The organism is Mesorhizobium sp. WSM4813 (assembly GCF_055811555.1).
Map to the genome: position 1 here is coordinate 24801 of NZ_JBVVQU010000024.1, position 16188 is coordinate 40988.

General features: G+C 61.4%; 12 protein-coding genes. 6 read left to right on the plus strand and 6 right to left on the minus strand.

Annotation, left to right across the window (positions count from 1 at the left end):
- Window positions 1–13 precede the first annotated feature (13 nt).
- Window positions 14–1048, minus strand: a complete 1035-nt coding sequence (locus tag AC0L25_RS15975; protein ID WP_473596381.1) for a class I SAM-dependent methyltransferase — start codon at window positions 1046–1048, stop codon at window positions 14–16.
- Between the two features lie 286 nt (window positions 1049–1334).
- Between AC0L25_RS15975 and AC0L25_RS15980 the strand changes: the two genes are divergently transcribed.
- From AC0L25_RS15980 to AC0L25_RS15990, 3 genes are all read left to right on the plus strand, one after another.
- Window positions 1335–3356 carry a putative bifunctional diguanylate cyclase/phosphodiesterase gene (locus AC0L25_RS15980; RefSeq protein ID WP_473596436.1) on the plus strand — a complete coding sequence of 674 codons (2022 nt, stop codon included), beginning with the start codon at window positions 1335–1337 and terminating at the stop codon, window positions 3354–3356.
- Window positions 3357–3878: 522 nt separating this feature from the next.
- Window positions 3879–5006, plus strand: coding sequence for a multicopper oxidase domain-containing protein (locus AC0L25_RS15985; RefSeq protein ID WP_473596382.1), 1128 nt, complete (start codon window positions 3879–3881; stop codon window positions 5004–5006).
- A complete protein-coding gene (locus AC0L25_RS15990) occupies window positions 5003–6214 on the plus strand; it encodes a ZIP family metal transporter (RefSeq protein WP_473596383.1) in 1212 nt (403 codons plus the stop codon). Before AC0L25_RS15985 ends, AC0L25_RS15990 begins: the two co-directional genes overlap by 4 nt.
- 250 nt (window positions 6215–6464) lie before the next feature.
- Here the strand turns inward: AC0L25_RS15990 and AC0L25_RS15995 are convergent, their stop codons facing one another.
- Window positions 6465–7253 (minus strand): DUF899 domain-containing protein, encoded by a 789-nt coding sequence (locus AC0L25_RS15995; RefSeq protein WP_473596384.1) that lies wholly within the window; start codon window positions 7251–7253, stop codon window positions 6465–6467.
- A 453-nt stretch (window positions 7254–7706) separates the two neighbouring features.
- Between AC0L25_RS15995 and AC0L25_RS16000 the strand changes: the two genes are divergently transcribed.
- Genes AC0L25_RS16000 through AC0L25_RS16010 form a run of 3 tightly spaced genes read left to right on the plus strand, consistent with a single transcriptional unit; the run spans window position 7707 to window position 12094 of the window.
- Complete coding sequence (locus tag AC0L25_RS16000; RefSeq protein ID WP_473596385.1) at window positions 7707–8732, plus strand: ABC transporter substrate-binding protein; 1026 nt, start codon at window positions 7707–7709, stop codon at window positions 8730–8732.
- 2 nt (window positions 8733–8734) lie between these two features.
- Window positions 8735–11017 carry an ABC transporter permease gene (locus AC0L25_RS16005; protein ID WP_473596386.1) on the plus strand — a complete coding sequence of 761 codons (2283 nt, stop codon included), beginning with the start codon at window positions 8735–8737 and terminating at the stop codon, window positions 11015–11017.
- Window positions 11018–12094 (plus strand): ABC transporter ATP-binding protein, encoded by a 1077-nt coding sequence (locus tag AC0L25_RS16010; protein WP_473596387.1) that lies wholly within the window; start codon window positions 11018–11020, stop codon window positions 12092–12094.
- On the opposite strand, the gene AC0L25_RS16015 is transcribed toward AC0L25_RS16010, so the two are convergent.
- From AC0L25_RS16015 to AC0L25_RS16030, 4 genes are all read right to left on the minus strand, one after another.
- Window positions 12084–12854 carry an inositol monophosphatase family protein gene (locus AC0L25_RS16015; protein ID WP_352960627.1) on the minus strand — a complete coding sequence of 257 codons (771 nt, stop codon included), beginning with the start codon at window positions 12852–12854 and terminating at the stop codon, window positions 12084–12086. The genes AC0L25_RS16010 and AC0L25_RS16015 overlap by 11 nt on opposite strands.
- A 110-nt stretch (window positions 12855–12964) precedes the next feature.
- Window positions 12965–13537, minus strand: a complete 573-nt coding sequence (locus AC0L25_RS16020) for a histidine phosphatase family protein (RefSeq protein WP_473596388.1) — start codon at window positions 13535–13537, stop codon at window positions 12965–12967.
- 19 nt (window positions 13538–13556) lie between these two features.
- On the minus strand, window positions 13557–14588 hold the full coding sequence (locus AC0L25_RS16025) for an aldose epimerase family protein (protein ID WP_473596389.1): 1032 nt from the start codon (window positions 14586–14588) through the stop codon (window positions 13557–13559).
- An 85-nt stretch (window positions 14589–14673) separates the two neighbouring features.
- Entirely contained in the window at window positions 14674–16131 is a 1458-nt protein-coding gene (locus AC0L25_RS16030; RefSeq protein ID WP_473596390.1) for an NAD-dependent succinate-semialdehyde dehydrogenase, read from the minus strand.
- Window positions 16132–16188: the final 57 nt, after the last annotated feature.

A 16188-nucleotide genomic window follows, 5' to 3' on the forward strand; every position in this document is an offset into this window, starting at 1 on the left:
CCCAAGGCGGTCGCTATCCCCGCTTTTCGATGACAGCGTACAGGACGTTGCGGTTCTCGCCAAAGAACACCTGCGCCTCGACGGTGTTGCGGTCGACGCTGGCATTGATGATGTTCCACATATCGACCTCCGACCGCAGCAGCAACACCCAGTTCATGAACGTCTCCCGGTAGCCGGCGTCAGGGTTGCCCTCTGCGTAGTTCGCGAAGAGGAATGTCCCGTTCGGCTTCAACATCTGCAGGCAGGTTTTCGTGAGCTTCACGGCGACGTTGTGCGCAAGATAGTCGTAAAGGCCGGAGGCGTAGATGAAGTCGAACTTGCCAAGCTTGTGGCCCCGCGTGAGCATGGTTCGTACCGAGCCGTCGATGGCCTCTACCGCGGTGCCCTGGAAGTCGCGCGTGATCAATCCAACGCTCTGAGGATCCTGATCGAGCGCAACCCAGCGCTTGAGACGGCCCTCCTGCAAGGCGATCGAGCGATTGGCCTCCCTTAAATGGCCGGCCGCAATCGCCAGGACCTCGGCTTCCGGTCCACTCCTGGTCGCAATCTCATCGACATATCGGGTTAAAAGATCGCGTCGTTCCCGTGCCGCGATGCACGACGGTACATCCTTGGTATGGCTATAGAGCGCCTTGCCGGTTTCCGAGGCGTTTGCCACGCTCTCGGCCACATGCGGATCACAATAGATATAGTCGAGCAACTGTGCGTCGCCAGAATAACCTCTGGGCTTGTCATGGGACCACCGCGTGAGCGGATCCTCAAGAAAGTAATCCAACACCGGGTGGTTCTGCACTACCGGTATCAATGCTTGCCAAACGTCTGGATGAACCTTGGTACGCGTTGCCTCGAGATACGACATCAGACGGCGAATGATCTCCGCCGGATCCTTTCGCTGCTCGATTTGCTGGTGTGTCGTGTGGAGAATGAGCGCAAGCTCTACGCGAGCAGTTTCGAACGCTTCGCTATGGGGATCGAGCTTTCCTCGAGGGAGGCTGGCGGCGATCATCTCGGCAGTAATCAGACTTTTGCCATCAAGGATGGTTGCCACCACATAACCCCATAGTTACAATTAGCTAGATATTAGTTAGATATTGCGTAAAATTTTACCTTTGCCAAGCCACATCCCCGGCATTTTAGCGGTGTCGTTAATTTCCCGCCAACCATGCTGGTTCTTTGGACGCCTTGCGGGTGCGATTCCGGATACGAGTTAACGAAAACCTATTTGCGCGACTGCATATTGTTTGCGAGGCGCCGCAATCGCTGTCGCGCCTGAGGAGTCGGCCGGCGTGGGGGCAGAAGCTAGAAATGAGTTCGGAATACAAAGCCCCGTTCAAATGGGGTTTGTGGTGACGAACGAATTCGCGTCATCCGCGTTGGCCGATATAGCCCATACGGAACCGCTTGAACTGCGCTACGAGCCGCGGTCCGACGAGCTCCGCAACCTCTATCGAGAGGAAGGCCAAGCGAAGCGAAGAATGGACGCCAGGCCAGGGCTTTGGATCGCTGTTGCCATCTATCTGCTGTTTTCGGCAACGGATCTGCTGCTGATTCCGGATGTGGCGCTCTATACGATTATGGCACGCTTCGCGGTCGGAGTGACTGCACTCTTGATCTTGGAGGCACAACTTCGCCGGGGCGTCGGAACGGAATGGATTGACGTCACTTGCGCCGGAGCCATCATCTTTGGCTATGTTGGCTGGCTGTGCCCAGCGGTTATGGGCGCAGACAAGGAAAGCGTCTCTTATTACATGGTCTTCGGCACCATCTTCATGATGAGCGCCAATCTCTTCTTCACGTTTAAGTTCAGCCTATCTATTGTAACGTCTACAATAATTTTAGTAATACTGTATGCCGTAAACTACTTTGTGCCTTCCACATTAATGTACAAACTGGTATTTGGAACTTTTTACATTTCATGCTTCACATTTACGTCTTACGTCAACTGGAAGCTGAACGAGGAGCGCTACAACGTTTTCCTGAATGCCCTCGAAGCCAAAATCCAGCACAAGGAAGCCACCGAGCGCGGACAGGCGCTGTTGAATCTGTCGAGAACCGATCCGCTTACGGGTCTGGAGAATCGGCGGGCGATTGACGAGAAGCTGCGGGACTACTGGAGCGACTGGCAAAGGTTTGGCAGCAGTTTTGTGGCGATCCTCATCGACGTGGACTTCTTCAAAAGGTTCAATGACTATTACGGACATCAAGAAGGCGACCGCTGCCTGATTCTTGTCGCCAATGCCCTTGCCGATATGATTAAGCAGTACAATGGCTCAATCGGCCGCTACGGCGGTGAGGAATTCATTGTCCTGGCTCGCATGGAGAAAAGAGAACAGGTCACAGACATTGCCGAAGCCATTCGAAGCACGGTGGAGAACCTCGCGCTTCCCCACGAGCAGCGCAGAGACGGTATCTCGGTTGTGACGGTGAGCGTTGGCGCTGCATTCACCAGGCCGCAGACTGGCGCCAAACTGGAAAAAATCATCCACGAGGCCGATCGCGCACTCTATCTGGCAAAAGCAGGCGGTCGAAATTGTACCTGGCTGTTCGATCCAAACGATCCCCAGAGCAGCGACGAGAGCGAGAATATTGCGGCTTTGCTGAAGATTGCGATCGGCCAGGATCTCGTTTCACTCGTCTATCAGCCCATCCAGAATGTCGCGTCGGGCCGAGTTGAAGCCGTCGAGGCTCTGATGCGCCTCAAAATGCTGGACGGTACATCGGTGCCGCCGAGCCTGTTCATTCCCGTCGCGGAGCGAACTGGCGCGGTCCTGGCGCTCGGGCGCTGGGCGATAAGGACAGTGTGCACTGAGCTTCTGGCGGACGATCACGTCCGTGTTGTCAGCGTCAACGTCTCTCCGATTCAGCTCAAGACGCCCGGCTTCGCAACCTCTGTTGCGGCCATTTTGAGCGAGACAGGCGTAGCTGGCAGCAGGCTGGCCCTCGAAATCACCGAAGGGCTGGAGATGGAGATGCACTCCGACGTTCTCCGCTGCATCAGCGACCTGAAACTGCTAGGGATCAGGATATGGCTCGATGACTTCGGGACGGGCTTCGCCGGCCTGTCATGGCTTCGTCTAATCGATTTCGATACGGTGAAGATCGACCGCTCGTTTCTACATGACTGCGGCACCCCGAGGGGCAAGGCGATGCTGCAAGACATTATTGCCCTGGTCCGAAATCGCGGTCATAAAATCCTGCTCGAAGGGGTCGAAACCGACGAGCAGATGGCCCTTGTACGCGAATTTGACATAGATAAAATCCAAGGCTTTCACGTCGGCCGTCCTGCTCCCGCCGCGAGTTTCCGGACGAGACCGGTCACCTACAAACGCCCATTTTCGGTGGTTAAGTCCGCATGAATAGCAGCGGGACGATCTGCGCTCCTGCAAGCGATCGCCCCGCGCTTTCCTCAGCAATGCACGGCGGCTGGCCGAGAATCTTGCCGTTTGAAATCGGCCGGCGGGAACGAGCACAGGGCGCCATTAGCGGTCGTTGCTGACCCTCTCATTCAATGTCGGCAGTTCGTGGGGAAGCCGTCGTTCCAGGTCCGTCTTAATGCATGTCGCGCAAAAGTGTGCAGCGGTCTTGCGATAACGACATGCATAAAAACAACAACGCTAAAGCGCGTCGCATGAGGCCGGTCAAACGCGACGCGCTTTTAGTGCTTTGCTCAACGTGGCCAGCGGTCGACTTCGCCAGCAGGAGCATCAATGTGAGTCGCGATGCGAAGTGGTTGTTCCCGTTGGTTGCTTGTAAAGAGCACTTCGCACCACATCAATTTACCGACGGCCCCTCCCCGAACAGATGCGGTTGCGAGTCGATTGCGAAACAATCCGTTTGATGCTAATGCAACTCATTCGCATTTGCGTTATGGTGCGGTTATGTCCGAGGTCAGCATGTGTTTCCGCGAAAAGATCAGCAGGCGTGGGCTGCTGTGGGGCGGCCTGGCGGCCGGAGGCTCGGCGATAGCGGGAACGGCGGCTGGCCAATCGGCCCATTCCGGCCATGGGGCGGCGTCGGCCGCCGCGGGCGTTGCACCGCCTCCAGCGCATTTGGCCGCCCACGGATCGATGATCACCGTCGGAGACGTGGACAACGAGCGCAACGGTTTCGATCCGTCGCGGATGGTGACGGACTGGGAAACGGGCTCGGTGTCGACGCTTCCCGACGGACGAATCCTTCGGACTTTCGAGATCGAGGCGGTCGACAAGGAAATCGAAATCGCGCCGGGGATCATGTTCCCGGCCTGGACCTACAACGGGCGGGTGCCCGGGCCTGCGCTCAGGGCGACCGAAGGCGAGCACCTCCGAATCGTCTTCCGCAACTCCGGCTCGCATCCCCACTCCATGCACTTCCACGGCATCCACGCCGCAAGGATGGACGGCGTCCCCGGTGCAGGATTGATCGGTCCGGGAGAAGAATTCGTCTATGAGTTCGATGCCAGGCCGTTCGGCTGCCATCTCTATCACTGCCACGCGCTGCCCCTGAAGCGGCACATTCACAAAGGCATGTACGGACTGTTCGTCATCGACCCGGATCCGGCCCGCCATCCGGAGCTTGCCGATGTCGCGCGTTCCCGCTTGCTCGGCACGCCCGAGAACGCCGAATGGCAGGAATTCGCCATGGTGATGAACGGCTTCGACACGAACTTCGACAACGGGAACGAAGTCTATGCGGTGAATACCGTCGCACACGCGTACATGAAGCGGCCGATCAGGATCGTCCGCAACCGCCCAGTCCGCATCTATCTGGCCAATGTCGTCGAGTTCGATCCCATCAACTCGTTCCACTTGCACGCCAACTTCTTCGACTATTTCGAACAGGGGACGACGCTCACGCCGACCTTGAGGACGGTCGACTTGATCACTCAGGTGCAGGCGCAGCGCGGAATCCTCGAGTTTACCTACAAGGATCACGAGACCGGTCTCTACATGTTCCACCCGCATCAGTCGGAGTTCACCGAACTCGGCTGGACGGGCATGTTCGACGTGGTGGAGGCGGTCGCATGAACGAGGCCTCGCACATCGCCGCCGCCGACCCGACCGCTCCCGTCGGCTCCGGAAAATCGCGCGCCGCTTTGCTGTGGCTGATCCTGCCGCTGGCCGCCCTCGGCCTGGCGATCACCTGGCTGCTGGTCTCTGACCCGCTCAGAAACTTCGGGAACGGCGCTCCGCCTGTGGAGAGCCTGACTTTCGAGCGGACGATCCTTTCGTCCGACGGCATCCGCGTCCTCGTCCGCGCCGGCGGCTCGGAGCCGATGACGATCGCCCAGGTTCAGGTTGACGACGCATACTGGCAGTTCACGCAGGAACCCGCAGGACCGCTCGGCCGCGGCGCTACCGCATGGATCCATCTGCCCTTCACGTGGGTGCTGGGGGAGGCGCATGCCATAAACATTGTCACCAATACCGGGGCGACGTTTGAACACGAGATCGCAGTCGCTGTGCCGACCCCGACACGGGACGCGGGGATGCTTGCTTCCCAGGCGCTGCTCGGTGTCTTAGTCGGCCTCGTTCCGGTCGCGATCGGAATGATGTTTTATCCGGCGCTGCGCGGGATCGGCCGCAACGGCATGAATTTCCTGCTCGCCCTGACTGTCGGCCTGCTGGCATTTCTGCTCGTCGACGCCACGGCGGAAGCATTCGAACTTGCGGGCGAGTCCGCCGCGCTGTTCCAGGGACAGGCAATGGTCGCGCTCGCAGCCGCGGCAAGCTTCCTCCTGCTGATGGCGCTGGGCCGCCGCGATGGAGTGCCCACCGGACTTGCGCTCGCCACCTTCATCGCGCTCGGCATCGGCCTGCACAACCTTGGCGAGGGCCTGGCTATCGGCGCTGCGTTCGCGGCAGGCGCGGCCGGATTGGGCACTTTCCTGGTGTTGGGCTTCATGCTGCACAACATCACCGAAGGCATCGGCATTTCCGCGCCGATGCTGAAGAAGCGCCCGCCTCTGTGGACCTTCGTCGGCTTGGCGCTTCTGGCGGGCGGTCCCGCCGTCATCGGACTTTGGATCGGAAGCCTGGCCTATGCGCCGCAGTGGTCGGCGCTGGCTCTCGCGGTCGGAGCGGGAGCCATTCTGCAGGTCATCGTCGAGGTCGCTGCGTACCTGATGAGGTCGGACGGGAGAGGCCCTGCGGCGCTTACAGCGCCAGCCACGATGGCGGGATTGGCCGCAGGCGTTTCGTTCATGTATGTGACCGCTATGCTCGTCAAAGTCTGATCTGCCGCGGCGACAGCTTGTCCGGTCGCTCCTGCCGGATTGTCGCCTGTGAACTGCGGGCGCGGAGATCGGTTGCGGCAAATAGCGGAGACGTGAGCACCTGCGCAGGTAGCACAGCGGCTGAAGCCAGGGCTGAGGCGCGATGCAAGGAGGGTGGGGCCGAATTGCTGAAATCGTGACGTGAAACGCTGGATCGGGGGTCCTCAGACCGACCGTCGTCGTCCGCCGGACCCACCGGACCAGGTCTGGCTCACTGCTTCGTGCTCGCCTCCCGGAACGCCGCCTCTCCGGCGTCCGACACCTCGGCCCACTTTTTGTCGGCCGCTGGATCCGCGGCGTAGCTGTCATGCCAGTTCCACCACTTGTAGGTCGGGGTCTGGGGATAGCCCTCGGGCGAGTCCTCCCAGACCTCCTGCCGGCCCAGCGGGGTGATGTCGAGATAGTTCCAGGTGCTCCCCATCTGCTCGTCGCCGCGGTTGTCGATGAAGTAGGTGCGGAACACGCGGTCGCCGTCGCGAATGAACACGTTGTGGCCGTGCCACTCGTCCACGCCGAAGTCGGCGTCGAAGCTGTCGGTGAGCGTGTACCACGGCATCTCCCAGCCCATCCGCGCCTTCAGCCGCGCGATATCAGCCTGAGGCGCACGCGAGACGAAGACAAGGGTGGTGTCACGGGCGTTCAGGTGGGCGACGTGGGCGACCTGGTCGGCCACCAGGGAGCAGCCGCGGCAGGCGTGGTCGGGCCAGCCGAACACTCCCGGCTCGAAGAAGGCGCGGTAGACGATCAGCTGACGCCGGCCGTCGAACAGGTCGAGCAGGCTGGCCTTTCCGTCAGGCCCTTCGAAAGCATACGTCTTCTCCACCGCCATCCACGGCATCCGCCGCCGCTCGGCGGCCAGCGCGTCACGGGCGCGGGTCTGGGCCTTTTCCTTCACGAGCAGCTGCTCGCGGGCCGCCTCCCACTCCTGCGGCGACACCACCGGTGGTGTGCGCATGGCAGGCTGTCCGCTTTTCCGTCCGCTCTCGGCTGATGAAGTCATGGCTTTGATACCTCCTGAACGGGGCGAATTCCCGCCTCATGGCTGAAGCGCGGTTCCATTCGCTGCTCATCGCTCGTTGTTGGGCATGAGGTAGTTTGGCACCGGAAAGCGAAAAGTGGGAGTAACAAGTGTGGCGCTATTCCGATGGAGCTCGCCGATTGCGACTCTCGCCGACAACGCCCGCCCTTCCCATGCTTCGGTGACTGCTGCCATCTTTCCGCTCATGCCTTCATCGGCCAGCCTTTCCGCACGAGGAAGCGGTTGGTCGTGTTGGAGGGGAACGGGACCGCCGCAACGTGCCTGATCGGTTTTCCTTCTTCGCCTCGCGTACGATCCGCTGTTCCGGCCGCCGCCGACTCGATTTGCAAATTGGCACAAAAGCTCCCAATCTGTCGCCGCCGCAGCAATGCTTGATACTTGTTAGTCGGCGAAACAATGGGAGGAAATTCGCACATGAAAAAGACCTGTGTCCGTCTGGCGGCAACGGCAGTAATGCTCGTCTCTGGCGCCAGCTCGGCTTACGCCGATAGCCTCACCCTCTATTGCGCCGCCGACGAGGCCTGGTGCCAGCAAATCAAGACCAGCTTCGAGGAAAAGACCGGCATCACTGTCGATATGACCCGCAAGAGTTCCGGCGAGACATATGCCCAGGTGCGCGCCGAGGCCGGAAACCCAAAGGGCGACGTCTGGTGGGGCGGCACCGGCGATCCTCATCTCCAGGCCGCCGAGGAAGGACTGACCGAGGAATATATGTCCCCGATGCGCGGCGAACTGCACGACTGGGCGATCAAGCAGGCGGAAGCCGCCAACAACAAGACAATCGGCGTTTACTCCGGTGCGCTCGGCTTCGGCTACAACAAGGATCTGTTGGCCAAGAGCAACCTGCCGGAGCCGAAATGCTGGGCCGATCTGACCAAGCCGGAATACAAGGGCCACATCCAGATGGCCAACCCGAACTCATCGGGCACCGCCTATACGATGCTCGCCACGATGGTTCAGCTGATGGGCGAGGACAAGGGTTTTGAGTACCTGAAGGCGCTCCACGCCAACATCAACCAGTACACCAAGTCCGGCTCCGCTCCGATTAAGGCCGCGGGTCTTGGCGAAACGACCATCGGCATCGTTTTCATGCATGACGCGGTGACGCAGACGGCAGCCGGCTTCCCGATCGTCACGGTGGCGCCCTGCGAAGGCACTGGCTATGAGATCGGCTCGATGTCGCTGATCAAGGGCGCCCGCAACCCGGAAGCGGCGAAGCAGTTCTACGACTGGGCGCTGACCGCCGAGATGCAATCGAAGGCCAAGGACGTGAAGTCGTTCCAGTTGCCTTCGAACAAAAACGCCACCGCGTCCGAGTTGTCGCCTGACCTGTCGACCATCAAGCTCATCGACTACGATTTCAAGAAGTATGGATCGAGTGCCGAGCGCAAGCGCCTGCTGCAGAAGTGGGATACGGAGGTCTCGACCCTGCCGCAGTGATCATGCGCGTCCGCACTGCCACGAGCGCGCTTCACCCGACCGTCGTCCTGTGGACGGCGGTCGGTTTGGTAGGCTACGCGCTGCTGCCTTGGTACGGGTTGGACAGCAATCTCTTCACCCTGTCCTGGCTCCTGGACGGCTATCCGCTTGATGATGACGTAGCGCCGGCGCTTTTTCTTGTGCTGCAAGGCGACAAACTCTGGCTCGCGCCCATCGGCCCGCTGCTTCTCGCGCCGCTCCTGCTATGGGGGCGGCGGAAGTCCGACCCTTTGTTTGGCTATTTGCTGATCGCCGTCGGCGCGACCGGCGTCGCCTATTTCCTGCTTCAAGGTTTTGGCATTGGCCTGCGTGGCTTCCAATGGCAATGGCTGACCTCGCTCTTTGGCGAGCTTGACGACCGCCAGTTCGGCATGGGCTGGGGAGCACTGCTGGTAGGCTGCGCGTTCTTGTTCCTGTTCACCCTCGGGCTTGCGGCTCGCGGCGCGGTGGCCGGCGACGAATTCGTCGCGGGCTCGATCGGCTTCGTTGTCGCTGTTGTCGCCATCTTCATCTTCATGCCGATCGGTCAAATGTTGGGGAGCGCGCTGCTCACGCAAGAGGGCGACTATTCGCTTCCCGTCTTCCTCGCGAAACTCTCCAGCGACCGGCTCTGGAGCCTCGGCTGCCTCACCGGCGGCCCGCGCTGCGGCGTCGCCTGGAATTCGCTCCTTCTCGCCGTGCTCGTCGGCGTGACGACCACCGCGCTCGGCCTTGTCTTTGCCCTGGTGGTGACCCGTACCGGCTTTCGCTACGGCGCGCTGTTGCGCGCGCTGACCGTGCTGCCGATCATCACACCACCCTTCGTCATCGGCCTCGCCATCATTCTTCTGTTCGGCCTCTCGGGCGCCATCAATCTGGGTTTCGCCGAGCTGATCGGCGTCCAACCGACGCGATGGGTCTACGGCCTGCCTGGCCTGCTGATCGCCCAGGTGCTCGCCTTCACGCCGATCGCTTTTCTGGTGATGATCGGAGTGGTCGAGGGGGTCAGCCCGTCCATGGAGGAGGCCGCGCAAACCCTGCGCGCCAATCGCTGGCAGACCTTCATCACCGTCTCCCTGCCGTTGATGCGGCCGGGTCTGGCCAACGCCTTTCTGCTCGGCTTTATCGAGAGCATGGCTGACTTCGGCAATCCGCTGGTGCTCGGCGGCAATTTCGACGTGCTGTCCACCGAGATCTTCTTCGCCATCGTCGGCGCACAATACGACCAGGCGCAGGCGGCGATCCTCGCGCTCGTGCTCCTGTTCTTCACGCTCGGGGCGTTCTACGCCCAGCGATTCTGGCTTGGGAAGAAGTCCTACACGACCGTCTCCGGCAAAGGCGACGCCGGCGTTCACCCGCATCTGCCGGCAACGTTGCGCAACGTCGTCTTCGCGGTGGCCGCCGTCTGGACGCTTTTTACCCTGCTGATTTACGTGACGATCTTCTACGGCAGCTTCGTCAAGCTGTGGGGCGTCGATTTCTCTCTGACTTTTGAACACTACGTGACAGCGTTCTCCATCGGCTGGAACGAGTTCGGCATCCACTGGCGCGGCTCGGCCTGGAGCTCTTTCTGGACGACCATGGAAATAGCCATGATCTCCGCGCCGCTGACCGCGGCCATCGGACTCTTGACCGCCTATTTGCTGGTCCGCCAGGACTTTGCCGGCAAGGACACCTTCGAATTTGCAACGATGCTGTCCTTCGCCATTCCCGGCACGGTGATCGGCGTGTCCTATGTGATCGCGTTCAATGTGCCGCCGATCGAGCTCACCGGCACCGGCATCATCCTGGTGCTCTCCTTCATCTTCCGAAACATGCCGGTCGGGGTCCGCGCCGGCGTCGCGTCGATGTCGCAGATCGACCGCAGCCTCGACGAGTCGTCCCTCACTCTCGGGGCTAACTCCTGGCAGACCTTCCGCAAAGTGGTGCTGCCGCTGCTGCGGCCGGCCATCCTTGCCGCGCTGGTCTATTCCTTCGTTCGCGCCATGACCGCCATCAGCGCCATTATCTTTCTAGTCAGCGCCCAGTATGACATGTCGACCAGCTACATCGTCGGTCGCGTCGAGAATAACGAATATGGCGTCGCCATCGCCTATTCCGCCGTCCTGATCGGCGTCATGCTGGCGGTGATCGGTCTGATGCAGCTTGCCGTTGGCAGCCGCATGATCGGCCGGCGCGGTCTCGACGGCGATCTGGCGCAGTCGCGCACCAATGTCAGCCAGGCGGTCGTGGCGCGTCCACAGCCGGCGATCTCGGGAGGCGGATGAATGGCCGAAATTCGCGGTAATGCCGCCTCAGTCGAATTCAGGAATGTCACCAAGATCTACGGCAAGAGCAAGGCGCCCGCCGTCAACGACATCTCGCTGTTCATCGAAGCCGGGAAGCTGGTCACCCTCCTTGGACCGTCGGGCTGCGGCAAGACGACCACCTTGCGCATGATAGCCGGCCTGGAAATGGTAACGAGCGGCCAGATCCTGATCGGGGGCGCCGACGTCACCCGGCTGCCGGCTACTGATCGTGATGTCTCCATGGTGTTCCAATCCTACGCGCTTTTCCCGCACATGACCGTGACCCAGAACGTCGAATACGGCCTGGGCTTTTCCGGCTTCGGCAGGAAGGAGACGGGCGAGAGGGCCAGAGCCGGGCTTGAACTGGTCGGCCTCTCCAATTTCGGCGACCGCCTGCCGAGCCAGCTTTCGGGCGGACAGCAACAGCGTGTCGCGGTGGCGCGGGCGCTGGTTCTGGAGCCGCAGGTGCTGCTCTTCGACGAGCCTTTGTCGAACCTGGATGCCAAGCTCCGCCGGCGCGTGCGCGAGGAAATCCGCGAGATTCAGCAGAAACTCGGCCTGACGGTCGTCTATGTCACCCACGACCAGGAGGAAGCGCTCGCCGTCTCCGATCGCATCATTGTCATGAACAATGCGGTGATTGCCCAAGACGGCACGCCACGCGACCTCTATGAGCAGCCCGCGAATGCTTTCGTGGCCGACTTCATCGGCGAAGCCAACATGTTCCAATGCGAGGTCGTGTCGGTCGAGGGCGACAGCGCCACCGTGCATCTGGGACCTGCCGTCCTGAAGCTGCCGGCTCGCGGCCGCAAACCGGGGCCGGCCAAGCTGGCGGCGCGACCGAGCCGCCTCGAGATTGGCGAGCCGAATGCGCCTGGTGCCTTGCCCGGTACGCTTGAGAAAGTGACCTATGTCGGCAGCCACCTCGAGTTCGTAATTACCACGGAATTCGGCGAAGTCTTCGTGGTCTCGCCGGATGTCGATACCGCGTTTCGAGCGGGGCAGCCGGTAAGCATCGGCTTTCCTAAACGCGGACCAGTGCTGATCACAGACTGAACGCCTCTTTGCAGAGCGCGTGGACCTTATCGAACACGCCCTTGCCGCCCGCGATGACCAGTGTTCCTTCCTCGAGAACCGTTTTCGGGTCGGGCGGGACGACCAATCCGCCGGCCTCTTCGACCAGAAGCATGCCGGCGAGGCAGTCCCAAGCGTTCATATGCTCCTCGACATAGGCGAGTAGCCTGCCCGAGGCGACGTAGGCAAGCATAAGTGCACCCGATGCATTGCGGAAAAACACGCCGCCCTCCTGAAGCAGGAGATCGATCAGTTTGGCGACGGTGCGCGCTTCACGACGATTGGAGAAGCCGGTTCCGACCGAGCCTTGCGTCAGGCTTGTCGTCGGGCTTGTCTTGATGGGCCGGTCGTTCAGGAAAGCTCCGCCGCCGCGGCGTCCATAAAATGTCTCGCCGGTAGAGGGTTCATGGATAACGCCCACGACCGCCACACCCTCTTTGACGCAGGCGATGACGACGGTCCAGGCCGGGATGCCGCGCAGAAAGTTGGCAGTGCCGTCGATTGGATCTATCACCCATGTGTAACCCGATCCGCCCGCGAGTGCGGCGTGTTCCTCTCCGATAACACCGTCTTCAGGATACTGTGTCGCAAGCTCCCGGCGGATGAACGTCTCGACATTCCGGTCGGCCTCGGAGACCAGGTCCTGATGACCCTTGCTCTCGATTGTGAGTGTCTCCAGTTGTCGGAAATATTGCAGGCCGAGCTCGCCGCCGCGCCGCGCCAGCGCGGTCGCAAACAGCATCCGATCGTTATCGTCACCATTCACGCAGTTAATTCCGTCATTGTTTCTGCTTCCATTCGTTCGCTGGCGCTTTGTATTAAAGGCCCCAATTCTGCAGGGAAAGGTTGAGGTTAACGCTCGGCGATCGGCTGCCATTCGTGGATGATCTTGCAACCTGGCAAGTCGAAAGCGAAGAAATGACCTTGGAACGGTTGATCCCGACTGCGCGAAACCGGCGCATTCAGCAGCTTGCAAAGCAAGAGCGTACCAACGCCGCCATGCGAGATGAAAGCAATGTCGCCGTCGTGATGGGTCGCAAGAACGCGAAACACGGCCCTCGCTACGCGATCCTGGGCATCGAGCGCGCGCTCCCATCCGCAAACGCTCTCATGTGGATTGGCGAAGAAGGCGTCAGCAACTCGTTCGAAATCGACCGGTGGAAGGAAACCGGTCGCGGAGCGGTCGTTCTCGCCAAGGTGCGCATCCACTTGAACGGGCAAACCAAATCCCGCCGCCAGCAGGCCAGCCGCTTCAATAGCCTTGGCCTCGGAGCTCGACCAGATGGACGTCAGGCCGGACAGCACCGCACAGCCCGCGAAAGCCCTCATTCGGGTGACGCCGCGGTCTGACAGCCGCCAGGCTGGAACTGGCATGGCGGGATCAACGGAAACTTCCGGGTGAGTGATAAAGAAGGCCGTTGCCATGCCGTTGCAGCTCCGTGCGTCAGGCGCCAGGCAGTCGGAACCGGTATTCCGTCACATGATGGTATATCTGGCCCGGCCATAGCGTGGCTTGCGGGAAATACGGCCGGTTCGGCGCGTCCGGCCAGACCTGCGGCTCCAGGCAGAAGCCCGAAAACGCCTTGTAATGACGTCCCTCGAGCCCCGGCGAAGGCGGCGCCAAATATTGGCCGGTATAGAGCTGGACGCCGGGTTCCGTGGTCCAGAGCTCCATCTCGACTCCGGAATACGCTCCTTGCGCCCATGACGCCAGCTTGAGCGGCCCGCGCGTCGCAGCAAGGCAGAAATTCTGGTCGTAGGGGAGCTGCTTGCCCTCGCTCTCCATGCGCAGCGGCCGCGCCTGGCGGAAATCGAACGGCGTGCCGTCGACCGGCTTCACGACGCCGGTCGGAATCAGGTCGCCATCGACCGGAAGATAGGCGCCGGCGTTCAGCATCAGCCGATGATCGAGGATATCGCCGGCGCCGCCGTCATCGAGGTTGAAATAGGAATGCTGGGTGAGGTTGCACAGCGTCGGCTCCTCGCAGGTGGCGGTCATCTCGACACTGAGCGTGCCGGGGATTTTCAGCCTATAGGTGCAGGTCACGTCGAGTGCGCCGGGAAAGCCCATCGAGCCGTCGGGATCATGCAGCGTCAGCGTGACAAAATCCTTGCCATGCAGCGAAACCTCCCATGGCCGGTGCGAAAAACCTTGCGAGCCGCCATGCAGCGTGTGTTTGTCGAGGAAGTTGCGCTCGGTCTGGTAGCGCTGGCCGGCGATGGTGAAGCGGCCATCGCGGATGCGGTTGGCGTAGCGTCCGACGACGGCGCCGAAGAAGGCGGTATCCGTTTCATAGGGCTCAAAATTGTTATAGCCGAGCACCAGCGGCGCATCGTGGCCGGCCAGGCGCAGATCCTGGATGATGGCGCCCAGCCCGATGATATTGGCGGTGAGGCCGCCGCCGCGGATGGTGAAGCGGCGGACGGCGTCGCCCGCTTGCGTCGTGCCGAAGACCTCGCCGTCCTTCATCGCCATGCCCGAAGCGCCAGTTGGTTGATCGATTCCCGCCTGGCCTCTCGGGCCGGCTTGGGTCCATTGACAGTCAACAGATCCTGCCCAATCAGAGGCCGAGGCCCCCGATGCAAACATATTTGGTGTCGAGATAATCCTCGATGCCCTGATGTCCGCCTTCCTTGCCGAGGCCCGATTCCTTGACGCCGCCGAACGGCGCCTCAGGCGTGGTGATGAGGCCTTCATTGACGCCGACCATGCCGTATTTCAGCCCTTCCATGACCCGGAAGGCGCGGCCGAGATCGCCGGTGTAGAAATAGCAGGCGAGGCCGAATTCGGTGTCGTTTGCGAGTGCCACGGCTTCCTCTTCGGTTTCGAACTTGAACACCGGCGCGACCGGGCCAAAGATCTCTTCCTTCATGAAGCGCATCTTCGGCGTCGCATCGGCGATCACCGTCGGCTGGAAGAACGAACCGCCGAGCGCGTGCCGCTTGCCGCCGGCGACGACCTTGCCGCCTTTGGCGGTGGCGTCGGCGATCAGTTCCTCGACCTTCTCAACTGCCTTCTCGTCGATCAGCGGCCCCTGCTGCACGCCGTCTTCGAGGCCGGAGCCAACCTTCAGCTCGTTGCTGGCGGCGGCGAGCTTTTCGACGAACTTGTCGTAGATGCCAGCCTGAACCAGGAAGCGGTTGGTGCAGACGCAGGTCTGGCCGGAATTGCGGTATTTGGCGGTGATTGCGCCAGCAACGGCGCGCTCGATGTCGGCGTCGTCGAAGACGAGGAACGGCGCGTTGCCGCCGAGCTCCATCGACACCTTCTTGACGGTGACGGACGACTTCTGGATCAGGATCTTGCCGACCTCGGTCGAGCCGGTGAAGGTGATCTTCTTGACCAGCGGGTTGGCGCAGATTTCGTCGCCGATCTCGCCGGCGGCACCGGTCAGGATGTTGATGACGCCCTTGGGGAAGCCGACTTCCTCGGCGAGCGCGCCCCAGGCGAGGCCGGAATAAGGCGTCTGCGAGGCCGGTTTGACGACCGCGGTGCAGCCGGCGGCAAGTGCTGGGCCGAGCTTGCGGGCCAGCATCGAGGACGGGAAATTCCACGGCGTGATGGCGGCGATGACGCCGACCGGCTCCTTGGTCACCAGGATGCGGCGGTCCGCCCAGGGCGACGGCACGACATCGCCATAGGTGCGGCGGCCTTCTTCGGCGAACCACAGAATGTAGGAGGCGGCCGAACCGATCTCGCCCTTCGATTCGAACAGCGACTTGCCCTGCTCGATGGTCAGCAGCTCGGCCAGCACATCCTGATTGTCCATCATCGCGTCATGCAGCTTGCGCAACAGCTTCGAACGCTCGAGCGCGGTGGTCTTGCGCCATGTCTGGAAAGCGGCGTCGGCGGCTTCGATGGCGCGGCGCGTCTCGACCTTGCCCGACTTCGGCACGGTGCCGATCTTGAGGCCGGTGGCCGGGTTGTTGACGTCGATCGTCTGGCCGCTGTCGGCCTGCACCCACTCGCCATTGATGAGGTTGGCCTGGCGCATGAAATGGCTGGTTTTCTGAAGCATGGTCTAGCCTCCGTTCGGCGCGCTGACGGGCCGCTATCTGGATTTCTTTGGTGGGCG

Excerpts from the sequence above, each read along its gene's own strand:
- AC0L25_RS15995 (WP_473596384.1), bottom strand. The coding sequence starts at position 7,253 with ATGACTTCATCAGCCGAGAGCGGACGGAAAAGCGGACAGCCTGCCATG.
- AC0L25_RS15980 (WP_473596436.1), top strand. The coding sequence starts at position 1,335 with ATGGGGTTTGTGGTGACGAACGAATTCGCGTCATCCGCGTTGGCCGAT.
- AC0L25_RS16020 (WP_473596388.1), bottom strand. The coding sequence starts at position 13,537 with ATGGCAACGGCCTTCTTTATCACTCACCCGGAAGTTTCCGTTGATCCC.
- AC0L25_RS16005 (WP_473596386.1), top strand. The coding sequence starts at position 8,735 with ATGCGCGTCCGCACTGCCACGAGCGCGCTTCACCCGACCGTCGTCCTG.
- AC0L25_RS16000 (WP_473596385.1), top strand. The coding sequence starts at position 7,707 with ATGAAAAAGACCTGTGTCCGTCTGGCGGCAACGGCAGTAATGCTCGTC.
- AC0L25_RS15985 (WP_473596382.1), top strand. The coding sequence starts at position 3,879 with ATGTCCGAGGTCAGCATGTGTTTCCGCGAAAAGATCAGCAGGCGTGGG.
- AC0L25_RS16010 (WP_473596387.1), top strand. The coding sequence starts at position 11,018 with ATGGCCGAAATTCGCGGTAATGCCGCCTCAGTCGAATTCAGGAATGTC.
- AC0L25_RS16015 (WP_352960627.1), bottom strand. The coding sequence starts at position 12,854 with ATGCTGTTTGCGACCGCGCTGGCGCGGCGCGGCGGCGAGCTCGGCCTG.
- AC0L25_RS15990 (WP_473596383.1), top strand. The coding sequence starts at position 5,003 with ATGAACGAGGCCTCGCACATCGCCGCCGCCGACCCGACCGCTCCCGTC.
- AC0L25_RS16030 (WP_473596390.1), bottom strand. The coding sequence starts at position 16,131 with ATGCTTCAGAAAACCAGCCATTTCATGCGCCAGGCCAACCTCATCAAT.
- AC0L25_RS16025 (WP_473596389.1), bottom strand. The coding sequence starts at position 14,588 with ATGGCGATGAAGGACGGCGAGGTCTTCGGCACGACGCAAGCGGGCGAC.